The sequence below is a fragment of the Nocardia iowensis genome, from assembly GCF_019222765.1.
In the GTDB taxonomy this organism is placed as follows: domain Bacteria; phylum Actinomycetota; class Actinomycetes; order Mycobacteriales; family Mycobacteriaceae; genus Nocardia; species Nocardia iowensis.
The window spans coordinates 6,144,535-6,159,342 of record NZ_CP078145.1 but is presented as its reverse complement, the minus strand read 5'-3'; the positions used below and the strand labels follow the sequence as shown (position 1 = coordinate 6,159,342).

Annotated in this window: 12 protein-coding genes; 10 read left to right on the top strand and 2 right to left on the bottom strand. The window is 66.4% G+C overall.

What is annotated here, in order from left to right; translation table 11 throughout:
- Positions 1-20: 20 nt before the first annotated feature.
- Positions 21-1,184, bottom strand: coding sequence for a PucR family transcriptional regulator (locus tag KV110_RS28320; RefSeq protein ID WP_218470282.1), 1,164 nt, complete (start codon positions 1,182-1,184; stop codon positions 21-23).
- A 221-nt stretch (positions 1,185-1,405) separates the two neighbouring features.
- On the opposite strand from KV110_RS28320, the gene KV110_RS28315 reads away from it, so the two are divergent.
- Together KV110_RS28315 and gyrB are read left to right on the top strand one after the other, a co-directional pair.
- Positions 1,406-3,070 carry an alpha-keto acid decarboxylase family protein gene (locus KV110_RS28315; protein ID WP_218470281.1) on the top strand — a complete coding sequence of 555 codons (1,665 nt, stop codon included), beginning with the start codon at positions 1,406-1,408 and terminating at the stop codon, positions 3,068-3,070.
- A gap of 377 nt (positions 3,071-3,447) precedes the next feature.
- The gene (gene gyrB / locus KV110_RS28310) at positions 3,448-5,493 is read left to right on the top strand and encodes a DNA topoisomerase (ATP-hydrolyzing) subunit B (protein WP_218470280.1); all 2,046 of its coding nucleotides are present in this window, start codon (positions 3,448-3,450) and stop codon (positions 5,491-5,493) included.
- 11 nt (positions 5,494-5,504) lie between these two features.
- Here gyrB and KV110_RS28305 read toward each other — a convergent pair whose 3' ends face one another.
- Positions 5,505-5,822, bottom strand: a complete 318-nt coding sequence (locus tag KV110_RS28305) for a hypothetical protein (RefSeq protein ID WP_218470279.1) — start codon at positions 5,820-5,822, stop codon at positions 5,505-5,507.
- Between the two features lie 329 nt (positions 5,823-6,151).
- Between KV110_RS28305 and KV110_RS28300 the strand changes: the two genes are divergently transcribed.
- The 8 genes from KV110_RS28300 to idi are packed head-to-tail and all read left to right on the top strand — an operon-like array spanning position 6,152 to position 14,005.
- Positions 6,152-6,808 carry a hypothetical protein gene (locus tag KV110_RS28300; protein WP_218470278.1) on the top strand — a complete coding sequence of 219 codons (657 nt, stop codon included), beginning with the start codon at positions 6,152-6,154 and terminating at the stop codon, positions 6,806-6,808.
- A complete protein-coding gene (locus tag KV110_RS28295) occupies positions 6,795-8,564 on the top strand; it encodes a GH3 family acyl-acid amido synthetase (protein ID WP_218470277.1) in 1,770 nt (589 codons plus the stop codon). Before KV110_RS28300 ends, KV110_RS28295 begins: the two co-directional genes overlap by 14 nt.
- Positions 8,561-9,421 (top strand): SAM-dependent methyltransferase, encoded by an 861-nt coding sequence (locus tag KV110_RS28290; RefSeq protein ID WP_218470276.1) that lies wholly within the window; start codon positions 8,561-8,563, stop codon positions 9,419-9,421. The genes KV110_RS28295 and KV110_RS28290 overlap by 4 nt, the downstream gene beginning before the upstream one ends.
- On the top strand, positions 9,418-10,878 hold the full coding sequence (locus KV110_RS28285; protein WP_218470275.1) for an FAD-dependent oxidoreductase: 1,461 nt from the start codon (positions 9,418-9,420) through the stop codon (positions 10,876-10,878). The genes KV110_RS28290 and KV110_RS28285 overlap by 4 nt, the downstream gene beginning before the upstream one ends.
- Complete coding sequence (locus KV110_RS28280) at positions 10,868-12,049, top strand: hypothetical protein (protein ID WP_218470274.1); 1,182 nt, start codon at positions 10,868-10,870, stop codon at positions 12,047-12,049. Before KV110_RS28285 ends, KV110_RS28280 begins: the two co-directional genes overlap by 11 nt.
- Positions 12,046-12,831, top strand: a complete 786-nt coding sequence (locus KV110_RS28275) for a DUF6182 family protein (protein ID WP_218470273.1) — start codon at positions 12,046-12,048, stop codon at positions 12,829-12,831. Before KV110_RS28280 ends, KV110_RS28275 begins: the two co-directional genes overlap by 4 nt.
- A complete protein-coding gene (locus KV110_RS28270) occupies positions 12,828-13,466 on the top strand; it encodes a LysR substrate-binding domain-containing protein (RefSeq protein WP_218470272.1) in 639 nt (212 codons plus the stop codon). The genes KV110_RS28275 and KV110_RS28270 overlap by 4 nt, the downstream gene beginning before the upstream one ends.
- Positions 13,463-14,005 (top strand): isopentenyl-diphosphate Delta-isomerase, encoded by a 543-nt coding sequence (gene idi / locus KV110_RS28265; RefSeq protein ID WP_246634034.1) that lies wholly within the window; start codon positions 13,463-13,465, stop codon positions 14,003-14,005. Before KV110_RS28270 ends, idi begins: the two co-directional genes overlap by 4 nt.
- Positions 14,006-14,808 lie beyond the last annotated feature (803 nt).

The window sequence follows — 14,808 nt, the reverse complement described above, 5'->3', positions numbered from 1 at the left end:
GGTCACGCCCTGCTGCCGGTCTACGCGTTCGGGGGCTGTGCGAGGCCGATCATGCTGCGGGAGAGCCCGTTCCATGTGTGGACGTCCCAACCGGTGAGTGCGTGCCAGCGATCGAGGCGGTACTTCACCGTATTCGGGTGAATGTGCAGGGCTCGGCCGGTCGCGGCGAGGGACATGCCGTGCTGAGCGAAGTGTCGTACGGTCTCGGCCAGTTCCGGATGGTTCGCGGCGGGTGCCCGGCCGGGCTCCAGCACCGCGGCTAGGCGGTCGGCGTGCGGGAGGACTGTGGCAAGCAACCATTCGTTGTCGAAGTGCGCGATTCCGCCTGTTTGCACGGCGATGGGTACTACCTGTTTGGCATCGATGATGCTGGCGGCGGCCCCGGGCAAACCGTGGCGGATCGAGCCGATTCCGATCGGCACTTCCGGCTGCCGTCGACGCATCTCGTCGATCAGTGCCGCGGCCGGAATGTGTTGCAGCAGCGCGATCATGGTGGTTCCTTGATTCACGCATCGCAGCGTTCCGCGGGACCTGCCCATCGCGGTCCGCAGTTCCGCGAGACTGTCGTCGGACCAGGAGTCGGCAGGCGAGCAGACCGCCTGGAATTCGCCACCGGGGTCGAAGGCGACCCCGTGCGCCAGCTGATCGAGATCCACGCTCGCGGCGCCGCCCGCCACCAGTGCGTCGAAAAAACGAAAGGTCAAGGCGAGTTGGGCCGCGTCGTCGGCGCGGATCGCCTCGCCGTACGCGTCGGCGGCGGCGGTGGTCGCCTGCTGCACCCACGTCCAGACGGTGCCGACGAGCCGCACCAATTGGGCGGCCAGCTGCGGATTTCGGGCGTCGGCCCGGGTGAGCAGTACATTCCACATCTCGCGATAGCCGACGTGATACGCGCCGATCAGCGACTGCATGGACACACCCTCGCGAGCCCGCAGCCGACCCAACGCGCGGGCCCGTTCGCTCTCGTCGGGGGACGGTGGACGCCGCGTCGTGAGCCCGACGAGCAGACCTCGGTATTGCTCGGTCACGCCGGCGATGTGTTCGTCCGGGTCGACGACGTGATAACCCGGGACGTCCCGGCGGATCACCTCGACTATGTCCGGCACCAGACGGGGCAGATCGGCGGTGATCGAGTCGCACAGTTCGATGATCGGCAGCCACTCCGCCGGACTGTGCGGTGTCATAGCTCACCTCGCTGCGTATTTCACTAGGGCCGGATGTGTTGGAAAAGCCACGTGCGAGCCGACAGATCAGGTATTGGCGGCTGACCTGCAACGATACCCAAAGGATGATGGTCCCGTCAGGGACCGCTTCCAGCATGACTGTGGATTCCACAATTCGAGGCCACCCAGATTCTCGGTTTGCGCCCTGGTAACCACCCTCGCCGCCGGACAGCCTGGAATGCATGGACAGCCACGAAACGATCACCGTCACGGAATATTTGTTGCAGCGACTCGAATCACTCGGTGTCCGGCATGTTTTCGGTGTACCTGGCGATTACAACCTGAAGCTGCTGGACAGCATCATCGACCATCCGACGCTCGAGTGGGTGGGCACCGCGAACGAACTCGGCGCGTCGTACGCGGTGGACGGCTACGCGCGAATGACCGGTTTCGGCGCGCTGGTGACGACCTTCGGCGTCGGCGAGCTCAGCGCGATCAACGGGGTGGCAGGCAGCTATGCCGAACGAGTTCCCCTGGTTCACCTCGCGGTGGGGCCCGCCCAGGCCATGGAACGGACCGGGGCGGTGCTGCACCACACCGCCGGAGACGGGGACTACGAACGTTTCGCCCGCGCGCATACGGAGGTCACCTGCGCGCAAGCCGTGCTTCGTCCCGGAAACGCCGGGGCCGAGATCGATCGGGTACTGACCACCGCCCTGCGCGAAAGCCGACCCGGATACTTGCGGCTACCCGCCGACGTTGCCGCGGCGCGGATCGCGGCCCCGACCGACCCGTTGCCGCGGACCGAGGATCTCGACACCGAGAGCCTGTCCGCATTCCTGCGGGCGGCCGAAAAGCGAGTGGCCGGAGCATCCTCGGCCACCGTGCTCGCGGACTTCTTGGCCGACCGGTTCCATGCGCGCGACGAACTGACCGAATTCCTTGCGGTCAGCGGATTTCCGGTGTCGACCTTGTCCATGGGAAAGACGGTCATCGACGAAGACGACCCGCAATTCGTGGGCGTGTACTCGGGCCAGCTCAGCGACCCGCGCACCCGGATCGCCGTCGACGAGGCGGACCTGCTGATTCGCGTCGGCGTCCTGCTGTCCGACACCACCAGCGGCGGGTTCACCCAAGGATTCGACCTCGAAGCGGGGATCGATATCGGCCCGTACTCGGCGGCCGTCGACGGTAAACGATTCGACGGCGTGCCGATGCGCGCCGCCTTGTCGGGATTGACGAAGCGGATCGGCGAAGTGGTTGCGCTGCCGAAGCTCCGGGCGGAATCGGCCGTCGTGTCGCCGATCGAGCGCACGGATGCGCCGTTGACCCAGCACGACCTATGGGACACCGTGGCCGCCGCGGTGCGACCGTGGAACACCGTCATCGCCGAGCAGGGCACGTCGTTCTTCGGCATGTGCACGCGACGGCTTCCCGGCGGAGCTCGATTCATCGCGCAGCCGCTGTGGGGGTCGATCGGGTACACGCTGCCCGCGCTGCTCGGCGCGCAATTGGCCGACCCGTCCCGTCGCGGTCTGCTGTTGATCGGCGACGGCTCGGCACAGCTGACGATCCAGGAACTGGGCACCATCGCTCGCCACGGCCTGACTCCCGTCATCGTCCTGGTCAACAACAGTGGCTACACCGTCGAGCGGGCCATCCACGGCCGGCGCGCGCCGTACAACAACATCGCTGAATGGGATTGGGCCGCAATCCCGCACGCCCTCGGTGCGGCGGACGCGCTGGTGCTTCGCGCTCGGACGAGCGCCGAGCTGGCTCGCGCGCTCGACGAGGCAGCCCAGGCGACCGACCGACTGGTGTTCATCGAGGTCCGCACCGACATGGACGACACTCCGCCACTGCTCACCGGATTCGCGGACGGCGTCGGTGCCCGAAACAGTGGCTGAGCGCGGTAGGCCGTACACCCCGGCCGACGCGTCCTGAGCCTTGCAGACTTCGGCAGAAGACGCCCAATACGGCGCTCTGTCCGTGGATCCGGCGAATTTCCGGTTTTGGTGTCTAGCGATCCCATAGAGGCTCTGATAGTGGAGTGCTAGTAGGGGGGATCGACTGGGGCGGTAAGGATGCATCCTGATTGGAACTGGGCGTGTCGAATGGGCATCCCAAGGGTGCTGAGGCTAGTATGGGGAAGTAACTAGCGGCGAGCCCTTCGGCGCGTTGCGCGCAGCACGCGCGAGGACCCGTACTTCTCGGAAACACCTTCCTGGGCCCCATGTGTGTGCTCGACGCTGCGCCGGGGCCAACTGAGGAGGGCTACCGACCTGTGGCTGCCACCAAAACCAGCGGATCGAGCAGGGCGAAAACGCGAAAGCAGGATTACGGGGCCTCGTCCATCGCGGTCCTCGAAGGGCTCGAGGCGGTCCGTAAGCGTCCCGGCATGTACATCGGTTCCACCGGTGAGCGCGGTCTGCACCATATGGTGCGCGAGATCGTCGACAACTCCGTCGACGAGGCGATGGCCGGGTACGCCACCCGGGTCGATGTCACATTGCTCGCAGACGGTGGCGTCGAAGTAGCCGACGACGGCCGAGGGATTCCGGTCGAGATGCACGACCAGGGGATACCCACGGTCGAGGTGGTCATGACGCAGCTGCACGCAGGCGGCAAGTTCGACTCCGATACCTACGCGGTGGCCGGTGGTCTACACGGGGTGGGTCTGTCGGTGGTGAACTTCTTGTCGACCCGGATCGAGCTGGAGATCGACCGCGACGGCTACCACTGGACGCAGAACTATCTCAATGCCAAGCCCGAGGAACTGGTGCGCGGTGCACCGACCGAGCGAACCGGCAATACGACGCGGTTCTGGCCGGATCCGCAGATCTTCGAGACGACAACGTTCAACTTCGAGACCGTGGCCCGCCGGTTGCAGGAGATGGCGTTCCTGAACAAGGGCCTGACCATCACCTTGACCGACGAGCGGGTCACCGACGCCGAGATCACCGATGATGTGGTCAGTGAGACCGCCGAGGCGCCCAAGCACGCCGAGGACGGCAACGCCGCACCGGTCGAGCACAAGGTCAAGACCCGGACCTACCACTATCCAGGTGGTCTGGAGGATTTTGTGCGTCATATCAATCGGACCAAGCAGCCGATTCATAATTCGGTGGTGGGGTTCACCGGTAAGGGCACCGGGCATGAGCTCGAGGTGGCGATGCAGTGGAACTCGGGGTATTCGGAGTCGGTGCATACCTTCGCCAACACGATCAACACTCATGAGGGCGGCACCCATGAGGAGGGGTTTCGGGCGGCGTTGACCACGGTGGTCAACAAGTACGCCAAGGACAAGAAGCTGCTCAAGGAAAAAGACGGCAACCTCACCGGTGATGACATCCGTGAGGGTTTGGCCGCGATTGTGAGTGTGAAGGTTTCCGAGCCGCAGTTCGAGGGCCAGACCAAGACCAAGTTGGGTAATACCGAGGTCAAGTCGTTTGTGCAGAAGGCGTGTAACGAGCATCTGTCGCATTGGTTCGAAGCCAACCCCGCCGATGCCAAGACGATCGTGAACAAGGCGGTGTCCTCGGCGCAGGCGCGGGTGGCCGCGCGTAAGGCGCGGGAGTTGGTGCGGCGTAAGTCGGCGACGGATCTGGGTGGGTTGCCGGGTAAGTTGGCTGATTGCCGGTCCAAGGATCCGAGTCGGTCCGAGATCTACATCGTCGAGGGTGATTCGGCTGGTGGGTCGGCCAAGTCCGGGCGTGATTCGATGTATCAGGCGATCTTGCCGTTGCGGGGAAAGATCATCAACGTCGAGAAGGCTCGTATCGATCGGGTGTTGAAGAACAACGAGGTGCAGTCGATCATCACCGCGTTCGGTACCGGTATCCATGACGAGTTCGATATCGCGAAGTTGCGGTATCACAAGATCGTGTTGATGGCCGATGCCGATGTCGATGGCCAGCACATCGCGACGCTACTGCTGACGTTGTTGTTCCGGTTCATGCGCCCGCTGGTCGAACAGGGCCACGTGTATCTGGCCCAGCCGCCGTTGTACAAGCTCAAGTGGCAGCGCAGCGATCCGGAGTTCGCCTACTCCGACCGCGAACGCGACACGATGCTCACCGAGGGGCTGGCCGCCGGTAAGAAGATCAACAGCGATGACGGCGTCCAGCGCTACAAAGGTCTTGGCGAGATGAACCCGAAAGAACTGTGGGAGACCACCATGGACCCTTCTGTGCGCGTACTACGTCAGGTGACGTTGGACGACGCCGCCGCGGCCGACGAGCTGTTCAGCGTGCTGATGGGTGAAGATGTGGGGGCCCGCCGCGGCTTCATCACCCGTAATGCCAAGGACGTTCGCTTCCTCGACGTGTGACCACCTGCGCGTCACCCGCAGCAGAACGGGTTGTCGCAGGGGTCGCCGATTTCGCTGGCGTACGCCACAAAATCTCGGATGGGTGCCAGGATGTCCTGGGCGGTGCTCGTCTCTAGCATCGGCGCGTCGTGCAGCGGCCCCCAGGCCGACGGCGCGGTTTCGAGGTCGAAACGCCGCTGACCGTCGACGAACAGTGTCCAGAGCGGGTGATCGGGAAACCCGTTGAGCCGCAAGACCCACCATTGGCCCGCGACGAGGGCGGCTACCGGGAAATGGGTGTTCCCGGTCCGGCGCCACTGCGGCTGTGTGTGCAGCTCGGGGTACGACATCCCTACTCCTCGATCGGCGGCGGCGCGCGCACCGCGTGAACGGTCCCGATCAGCCTGCCAGGCGCCGCATGCCGGTAGGCAAGCGCCACTGCCCACCGCAGGAGCGTTCTGCATTTCGCGGCAGGTGCCGACCGGAGAATCGGTGCACGATTGCGGCGACTACGCAACACCGGAACTGGTGCGTGCGGAGTATCCGCAGCCGACCACCATATCCGGACACGAATGTCGAATACGTAGAAGGGATTTCGCGGGACAGCAGAAATCGGGGCAATGCGGTTTCGCGGTCCGGCCGGGTTGACGGCCCTTTCGGTGGGTGCTTAGTTGGGTGGATGTCTAAGCGCGACAACGACTTCTACGTCCTGCTCGGGCCGGACTACGCGGGTAAGTCGACGGTTCTCTCCGCGCTGTCGACCGGCTCGCAATGGCAGTTGATTTCGGTCGACGAGAATCTGCTCCACCCCCGGCACGCGTTACTCGGCACACTTCGGCGGCACCTGGTCGAGGATGTCCTCGCGGCACCGCCGGGAACGTACTCCGACCAATTCGCTTTTGCCATGCTGCAATGCGCCGTCGTGCACTTGCACGATCGGATTCAGGCGGCCGCGCCGGGCGCGCCGCTGCTCGTCGATTCGTACTACTACAAAATCTTGGCCAAATGCCGCCTGGTCGGTGCCGGCGATCACCCGATATTCACCTGGTGGCGCACGCTGCCGCCGCCGCAGCACGTCGTCTACCTCGATGTTTCACCCGAAACGGCTTGGCGGCGTTCGGGATTCGGCGTACGGCTGAACCCGATGGAGCAGCGCGACGCGGCGGCGGCGACGGGGGAGCCGTATGCGGACTTCGCGTCCTTTCAGACCGCCCTGCGCGCGGCGATGCTCGACGAGATAGCCGACGTGCCGGTCACCGTGGTGCACGAACAACCCGGCGTCACCGAGACCGTGGCGGCGGTACGAAAGGTATTGCAGGACAGTGACGTTGCTTGACCATCGAACGGACAGCGGATTCTCACCGGAACACATCACGGCCTACCGGGAGCGGGTCTTCCACGAGCGCACCGCATTGCGGCGGGCGTTCGCCGCGGCCGACACCTGGCCGGAGCGGGTGCTCGCGGATCTGCTCGACTTCAACGCCGCTACCGAGTACGGAAAAGCCCACGGCTTCAGAGGTATTCGCACGCTCGATGACTTCCGCAAGGCCGTACCGGTGCAGGATTACGCGGCGCACGCGCCCTGGATCGAACGGATGGCGGCGGGGGAGCACAACCTGCTCACCGCCGACGATCCGGCGGTGTTCTTCACCAGCAGCGGCAGCACGGGCAGCCGCAAGAAGATCCCGGTCACGCCGCGCTTCGTCCGAACGACCTTCCTGCCCTTCTTCTACGCCGCGTGGGCGCCGCTGGCCGAGCACTTCCCGGAGGTGCTCGGTCGCGCCGACGCGGTGCTCAATCTCAAGCACGATCCCCTGACAGCGCCGCCGACCACCGCGTCGGGGCGACCGCATGTCGGGGCGAGTCAGGTGGACTTCGGCGAGCGGTTCGGCGAACCGCTGTCCGCCGAACCCGGCACGCGCGCGCCATGGAGCCGCCTGCCCGTCGAGGTGGACGCGGACGATCACCTGCACAAGATGTATCTGCGGCTGCGGTTGGCGGTCGAGGCCGACGTGCAGTGCATCATCGGCATCAACCCCGCCATGGTCGCGGCGGTGCCGTTCCAGTTGCGCCAGTGGTGGCCACGGATCGTGCGCGAGGTGCACGACGGCACCGTGGACGGACGCCCGTACACCACCCCGAACCCCGATCGTGCGCGCGCTCTCGAGCGGATGGCCGATTGGTTCGGCACCTTGCGGCCCGCCCATGTCTGGCCCCGCCTGCGCGTGATCTTCTGCTGGTCAACAGGTTTGGCGTCGCTGTACCTGCCCGCACTGCGCGAGGAATTCGGCCCGTCGGTCACGGTGCTGCCCGCGCCGATCGCCGCCTCGGAGGGGCCGACCGGAGTAGCCCTCGGCCGACACCCGCGGGCGGGCAGCCTGGTCGTGACCGCGGCTGTGCACGAGTTCGTGCCCGCCGACCAGGATCTCGAGCCCGACAGCAGGACGCTGGCGGCGCACGACCTGGAACCCGGCCACGACTACCACGTGATCTTCAGTCACGTCGGCGGCCTCTACCGCTACGCCGTGGGAGACGTTGTGCGCGTGGTGGATCGGGTCGACGGCGTGCCGCGCGTCGAGTACGCGGGACGGGCGGGCCGATCCAACGCGGTCGGTGAACGCCTGCGCGACGCGGAGGTGGTGCGTGCGCTGGCAACGGCGCTGGCCGCTGGCGGACTGACTGTCACCAACGCCGCGTGCCGCGTCACAGACGCGGAATCCACCGGTTCGCTATCTGGCACCGGGCCCGCCTACCGGTTCGCGCTCGGCACACACCAGCGGTGGAGCGACGACGAGATCGCCCGGCTGGCCGGACAATTGGATGCAGCGCTGGCCGACGAGTCGCGCGCCTACCGCGCGGCCCGCGCCGACGGGCGGCTGACCGCGCCGACCGTGCGGCCGATCGACGCCGAGGCATTCCACCGGGATTGGCAGGCCGATGTGGCCGCGGGCGTGCGCCCGACACAGGTGAAGGACCGGCTTTTCCGGCAGGCGCCCGAGCAGTGGCAGCGCCTCACCGGTGAACAGGGGAGTAACCAACCGGCGAGTGCTCAGGTCGCCGCCACGAACACAGAGAACCGAGGACGACCATGACCGAACTGGGTGCCGTTGAGCGCACCGCCTTCCTCACCGCGGCGTTACGCGCCGCCGAGACACAGCGCGCCGACCGGCTGTACGAGGACCCGTTCGCGGCGGCGCTGGCCGGGGACATCGGCCCGAGCCTGCTGGCCGAGATTCGCGCGGTCACCTTTCCGGCGACCGCACCGCGCACGCTGCCGAGCACGCCGGACTACAACGCGATCCGCACCCGATTCTTCGACGACTGGTTGCTGGCGTCGGTCGAATCGGTGCCGCGGGCGCAGGTGGTGATCGCACCGGCCGGGCTGGATTCGCGGGCATTCCGGCTGAAATGGCCGTCCGATGTCACCGTGTTCGAGGTCGATCGCCCGCAGGTGCTCGCCGCCAAACAGGAGTTGCTCGGCGCGGCGACTCCGAGTGTCGACCGCCGGACGATCGGCGCCGACATGGTTTCCGACAGCTGGACCGATGAACTCGTCGCCGCCGGTTATGACCCGGACCGGCCGTCGGTGTGGCTGTTGGAAGGCCTGCTGTACTACATCCCCGAGTCCGCGGTGCATCGCGTGCTGGACAGCGTCGCGTCGGTGACCGCGCCGGGCACGCTGGTGGCGGCCGATGTCGTCAACAGCGATGCCCTGGTGTTGCCGCAGATGCGTGGCCTGCTCGACGTTTTCGCGGGTTGGGGCTGCCCGTGGCGGTTCGGCACCAATAAGCCCGAGGCGCTGTTCGCCGGGCACGGTATCGAGGCGGTCGCGGTACAGCCGGGCGAACCTTCCGCTGATTTCGGCCGCTGGCCCGACCCCGTGCCGCCGCGGACCGACACCGGTGTCCGTCGGGTGTTCTTCGTACACGGACGGCGTTTCCCGTCGTGACGGACAAACCCGCTGTCGTAGTGGTCGGTGGTGGCATCGCCGGACTGGCGGCCGCACTCGCACTCGGTGAACGGGGACACCGGGTTCAGGTGCTCGAACGGTCCGCGGCGCCACCGGAGGGCCCGGCCGCGCTCGCCGGGGAGCGTTGGCTCCGGTCCAGCGTCCCGCAGGCCGAACATCCGCACATGCTGACCTCGGTCGGCGTCGGCGTCCTGCGCGAACGGGCGCCCGCGCTGTGGCACGACGTACTCGCGGCGGGTGCCGTTCCACTCGACCTCCTCGCGGCACTCCCACCGGCGGCGACGCACCGCGAACCCGAACCCGGTGACGAGGCGTTGGTTGCGCTCGCCTGCCGTCGGAAGACGTTGGAGGTGCTGCTGTTTCGCAGGGCCGCCGCGCAGCCGACGGTGCGCATGCGCCACGGTGTAACCGCGCGCGGTCTCGCCATCGATGCCGAGCGTCGGGTGAGCGGCGTGCTGCTGGACGACGGCAGCCGAATCCCCGCCGACGTCGTCCTCGACGCCACCGGCCGCCGTGCCGCCGGACGCGACTGGCTGGCCGCCGCAGGCATTCAGCTGGATGCGGATCAGGTGGCGCCCTCGGGATTTCGCGGATTCAGCCGGTTCTACCAGCTCAACGGTCGAGACTGGCCCGGCCCACTGAACCGGGGCAATGCCGCTGGGGTCGTCGCCGATCACTATGCGGCGGTGGCACATCCGGGTGACAACGGGACATTCTCGATCATCCTCGCGGTGCTCCCCGAGGATGCCGCCATGCGTGACCTACGGCATGAGACGGTGTTCACCGCTGCCGCTCGCGCCACCGCGATCACCGCCCCATGGATGGCCGACGGTGTCGCCGAGCCGATTAGCCCGGTGCGGGCCATCAACTGTCCACCGAATACTTTGCGCGCCTTGGCGGTAACCGATCGCCCGCCGGTGGCCGGACTGTATCCGGTGGGCGACGCGGCGTGTGTGACCGATCCGTTGTACGGGCGCGGCATGTCGTTGGCGCTTGCGCATGCCTATGCACTCGCCGACCTGCTTCTCGCGCGGCCGCGCGTCGACGAAGGCCAGGCGCGTGCGGCGGCGCTGCTCGCCGATCGGCTGTTCCGTCCGTGGTACCAGCAGGCGGCTGCCGACGACGCGGCGCGTATCGCGCTGTGGCGCAGCGTAGTCCACGGCACACCAATGGAGGCCGTCGAGCGAGTCGACGGCCGTCCCGCACTGACGGAGATCTCCGCTGCCGCGCGCGTCGACGGCCTCGTGTGGCGTGGCCTGATCCGCTCTTTTATGGGCTTGACCCCGCCCGAGGACGTCTTCGACGACGCGGAGTTCCGCGATCGGGTACGCCGGGCCCGGCCACCGCAGCTGCCCGGAGTACCTGCGCTCGACCGGGATTCATTGCTGCACACCGTGCGAACGGCGCTGGCGGGGGAGCTGATCCATGAGCATTGAGACGCACACACCGATCGCGGCTCGCACCCACATCCCCCTGCCCGTGCGGCCGGGGCGGCCCCGGGTGCTGGTCGCCCCGGTCACCATCACGCCGACCAAGCCGCTCACGCCCAGCCACCTCAAGGGGCTGCTGTGGACCGACGTGCTGTACCGGGCCACCACACTCATCGCCGACGCCGACTACCGGTACAGCCCGACCGCCTATCACGTCACCGAACAGACACTGGGCTTCTGGGAATTCCTCGATCGGACCTGCGGTGACGTCGATTACGCGAGCATGTCCGAGGTCGAGATCGGCGAACTGTACGTCCGCTACCGGGCAACGCCGGACCGTCCCGCGCCCGCCGCGCTGCGCCCGTACGAAACGGCGGTCGAGGAGTCCGGCTGGGTGCATCCGGCCTCGGCCCGTCTCCTCGCGCGCTGGCGCGCGCAGTACGCGCGGCTCGGCATGCACGACCCCGGACTGACCGAACACCAGCCGCCCGGGCTCAGCCTGGAGGCGATGATCGATCGGCTCGGCGCTTCGGGGTTATGCCTGGACATGCGTGCCGATGGCGGTCCCGTCTATGCCGATCCGACGAGATTCGGGATGCCGTTGCGCCGCATTGTCGGACGCGACGGCCGCCCGAACTATCTGGCCTGCGCGTTGCGGGAACTGCTGCCCCTGGTCGGTGGGTACGACGAGGTCGTGCTGCTGTGCGACACCGAACTCGAAGCGGATTACCAACTGCTGCAACGCATTCTGGAGAACTTCGGGCCGAAGGTGCGCCGCGTCACCATCGGCCGCGTGCCGATCGATGGCCACATTCGGTCGGCGCGTTCCGGCGACTGGCATGAGGTTCATCTGGGTGCGCTGCTCGACCGGGTGGGTGCCGGACACGACAGTGAGGAAGTGAGTCTCGGTGTGCGGCTGTATTTCATCGCGACCCTCGGTCCGAGCAGCAGTCAGTCCTTCGATTGGCAACGGTTGACGGGATGCCTCGATCGGGCCCGCAGGTTGCTGGCCGGTGGACGGGACGAGGATCGCGCCACCTCGGCGGAATTCGTCGCCGAGCATCTGGCCACCCGGGGAAACGCCGCGTATGTGGACCCCTACCGGCTGACTTCGCGCCTGCTGGCCCGGTATCGACCGGCCGCGCGGCGCTCACTGTTGCAGGAGGTCTACCTATGACCTCGCCCGCGATAGATCAAGACGTGCTGCGTGCTGCGGCGGCGCGTCGCCTGAACGTCATACGACCGGACCTGGCCGAACAATTCGACCTGGCCGACCCGGCGGGCCTGGCGTCCGCCTATGCGACGGCGATGTCCAGCGATGCGGACCCGCCCGCAGCCGGGGACGTCCTCGCCGTGGTGGTGCTGCGCCGGGTGGAGCTGGCCGCGTGGCTGCGCGGCACCTGCCTTTTCGCGCAGGGACTCGCCCCGGCCGCCGCGGCCGCGTGGCGGCGGAGTTTCACCCGCACCATCTTTCTCGCCGGTAATCCGGCGAACCTGGTGGGCCGCTTCACCTTCGACTACATCGCCCCGGACGGATCGGCTGCCTGGTTGGCACCTAGGCCCGCCGCGGCAACAATGACGCTGCGCCGCCTGCTCACCGCTTTCGACATAGACGCTGCCCTCCCGCCGCTGTCCGGCACGGTCGAGCTGCCATCCGGTGCCCCCGAGCGGGCGCCGCTCGACCACCAGGTGCACGTCGCCACGGCGGGCATGCGGCTCACCGACGGCCTCATCGCACTCAATCACCTACTGGTGGAGGCGGTCTTGGACCGCCACATCCGGCCCGGCGACACGCTGACACTGCATCGCTCCCCGACCTTGGCCGGTGTGCCCGGCCCGTTCACGGCGATCCGGGCGATGCCCGACCCCGTCGACACCCAGCGGCTACGGGCACAGGCCTGCCTGACCCGACGGGACTCGACACCCATCACCACCCCTTTTCGAGGAGACGACACGTGACCACCTCGGCGACCCACCTGCGGCCGGTGGAAAAGCTCGTTCGCTTCGGCTTCCACGGCTCGCGCCGCATCGCCGAACGCATCATCGAGACCGCCGGCTACGACCCTGCCCACGGTTTCGAACTAGCCGAGTACGAGCTCATCGATCCCTTCCGGCTGCTGCGCGACGGCGAAATCGACGTCATGATCGTCAAATTCGACATCGCCGAACCCGACCTCGAAGTGAGCCCCGTGCTGGCCTTCGACCCGCGTGCCGCGATACTTTCCGCGCACCATCCACTGGCGCTGCGCACCAATCTCTCGATCGAAGAACTCGCCGACTACCCGTCGTTCCACCGTCCCGGCTCGATGCCCGTCGAGGTCTGGGACAGGGTTGTCCCGCGGACTACCCCGGGCGGCAGGCAGATTCGACGCGTCCACCACGTCGACTCCATCCCCGAGATGCTCGGCGTGGTCGTGAGCAGCGACGCCGTGCACATCTCCCTCGCGTCCTTGGCCGATCTCGTCCCGAACTCGGTGCGCGTCATCCCTATTCACGATCTACCGCCGGCACCGGTCCGCCTCGCCTGGCGTCGAAACATGGATGCGCAGCATGTGCGAAACTTCCTCGCGACGGTGGCACCGGTGCCCTCGTGACCGCCAAATCCATCCTGTTGGAGCTGGTCAGCCCCGATGGTGCCACCATCGGCACCGCCGAGAAACTTTCCGCCCATCAGCCGCCGGGCCGACTACACCGCGCGTTCTCGGTGTTCCTGTTCGACGCAACGGACCGAATGCTGCTGCAACGCCGCGCATTGACCAAATATCACTCACCCGGTGTCTGGTCCAATACTTGCTGCGGGCACCCCTTGCCCGGCGAGCCTCCCGCCGCTGCCGCGGCCAGGCGCACCCACGAAGAACTCGGCCTCACCCCGACCGCGGTAGTACCGGCAGGAACCGTGACATACAACCACCCCGACACCATCTCGGGCCTGGTCGAGTGGGAATACAACCACCTCTACGTCGGTCGCGCCGACCACCTGTTGCAACCCGATCCCAACGAGGTACACGAAACGCTGTTCGCAAGCCCGGACGATCTGACGAGAATGCTTGCCCAACAACCTTTCTCGTCCTGGTTCCGAACGGTACTCGCCGCCGCGCTCCCAGAGATCCGCCGCCTCGCCCCCAACTGGTGAACATCCCCCGAACTGCCTGCCGCTCAACGATTCCGAGCGGTCGGCTGGTTGAGTTCGGCCACAACCGCTACGCCAAATCGGTTGTGCCTCAGTTCGGTTATTGAAAACCGAGCAGTCGCATAAAAGAGCTTCTGGCAGTGTTGTATCAGCGCTGCTGGCGGGCGGTTTCGGAAGTGGGGATACGGTGTTGAAAATTCGAGTTGCTTGCGTGCGTCGCATTCTAGAAAATTAGTACGCAAGGCATTTCAGCAGTAAAGGTCCCGCAACGCCAATTGCCCTGTGTCTGGATGACAGGGGGCCTTGAAGTTCATTGCCGTTGGGCTCAGGTGCATTTCTAGGACGAAACCTCCGACCTGGCCTGAAAAGTCACCACAGAAAAGGAGTCACCGACGTGATCAATCGTCTCGGAAAAGCTCTGGTATGCGCCGCTATGGCCGCATCGGTAATCGGATTTGCAGCCCCCTCCCAGGCTGCACCGACGGTCGAGACAGTAGCGGCGCCAGCGGGATGGTGGCGTACTACCTGCGAATATGGGCGGGCTTGCATCAGGGGGGCTGAAGGGCCACACAGAGGACAGTGGTACAACTTTGATGGCTGCGGCTCCCATGGCCTCAACGGCCATTTCGATTGGGCTATTGCCCACGGCAACGAGTTGCGTGTCGACTACGTAAACGGCAGATTTGACCACACCTACCCATGGACCAACCGGGGTTTGGACAGCGGAACTTTGATCTCCAACGCGCACGTGTTCTGCTGAGCCTGACTTAACTGGGCGCTTTAGGCGGCAGCGCTACTACCCGATG

Bases quoted from the DNA above. Each gene is read 5' to 3' on its own strand.
- KV110_RS28320 (WP_218470282.1), bottom strand. From the start codon at position 1,184: ATGACACCGCACAGTCCGGCGGAGTGGCTGCCGATCATCGAACTGTGC.
- KV110_RS28315 (WP_218470281.1), top strand. From the start codon at position 1,406: ATGGACAGCCACGAAACGATCACCGTCACGGAATATTTGTTGCAGCGA.
- KV110_RS28305 (WP_218470279.1), bottom strand. From the start codon at position 5,822: ATGTCGTACCCCGAGCTGCACACACAGCCGCAGTGGCGCCGGACCGGG.
- KV110_RS28300 (WP_218470278.1), top strand. From the start codon at position 6,152: ATGTCTAAGCGCGACAACGACTTCTACGTCCTGCTCGGGCCGGACTAC.
- KV110_RS28290 (WP_218470276.1), top strand. From the start codon at position 8,561: ATGACCGAACTGGGTGCCGTTGAGCGCACCGCCTTCCTCACCGCGGCG.
- KV110_RS28280 (WP_218470274.1), top strand. From the start codon at position 10,868: ATGAGCATTGAGACGCACACACCGATCGCGGCTCGCACCCACATCCCC.
- KV110_RS28275 (WP_218470273.1), top strand. From the start codon at position 12,046: ATGACCTCGCCCGCGATAGATCAAGACGTGCTGCGTGCTGCGGCGGCG.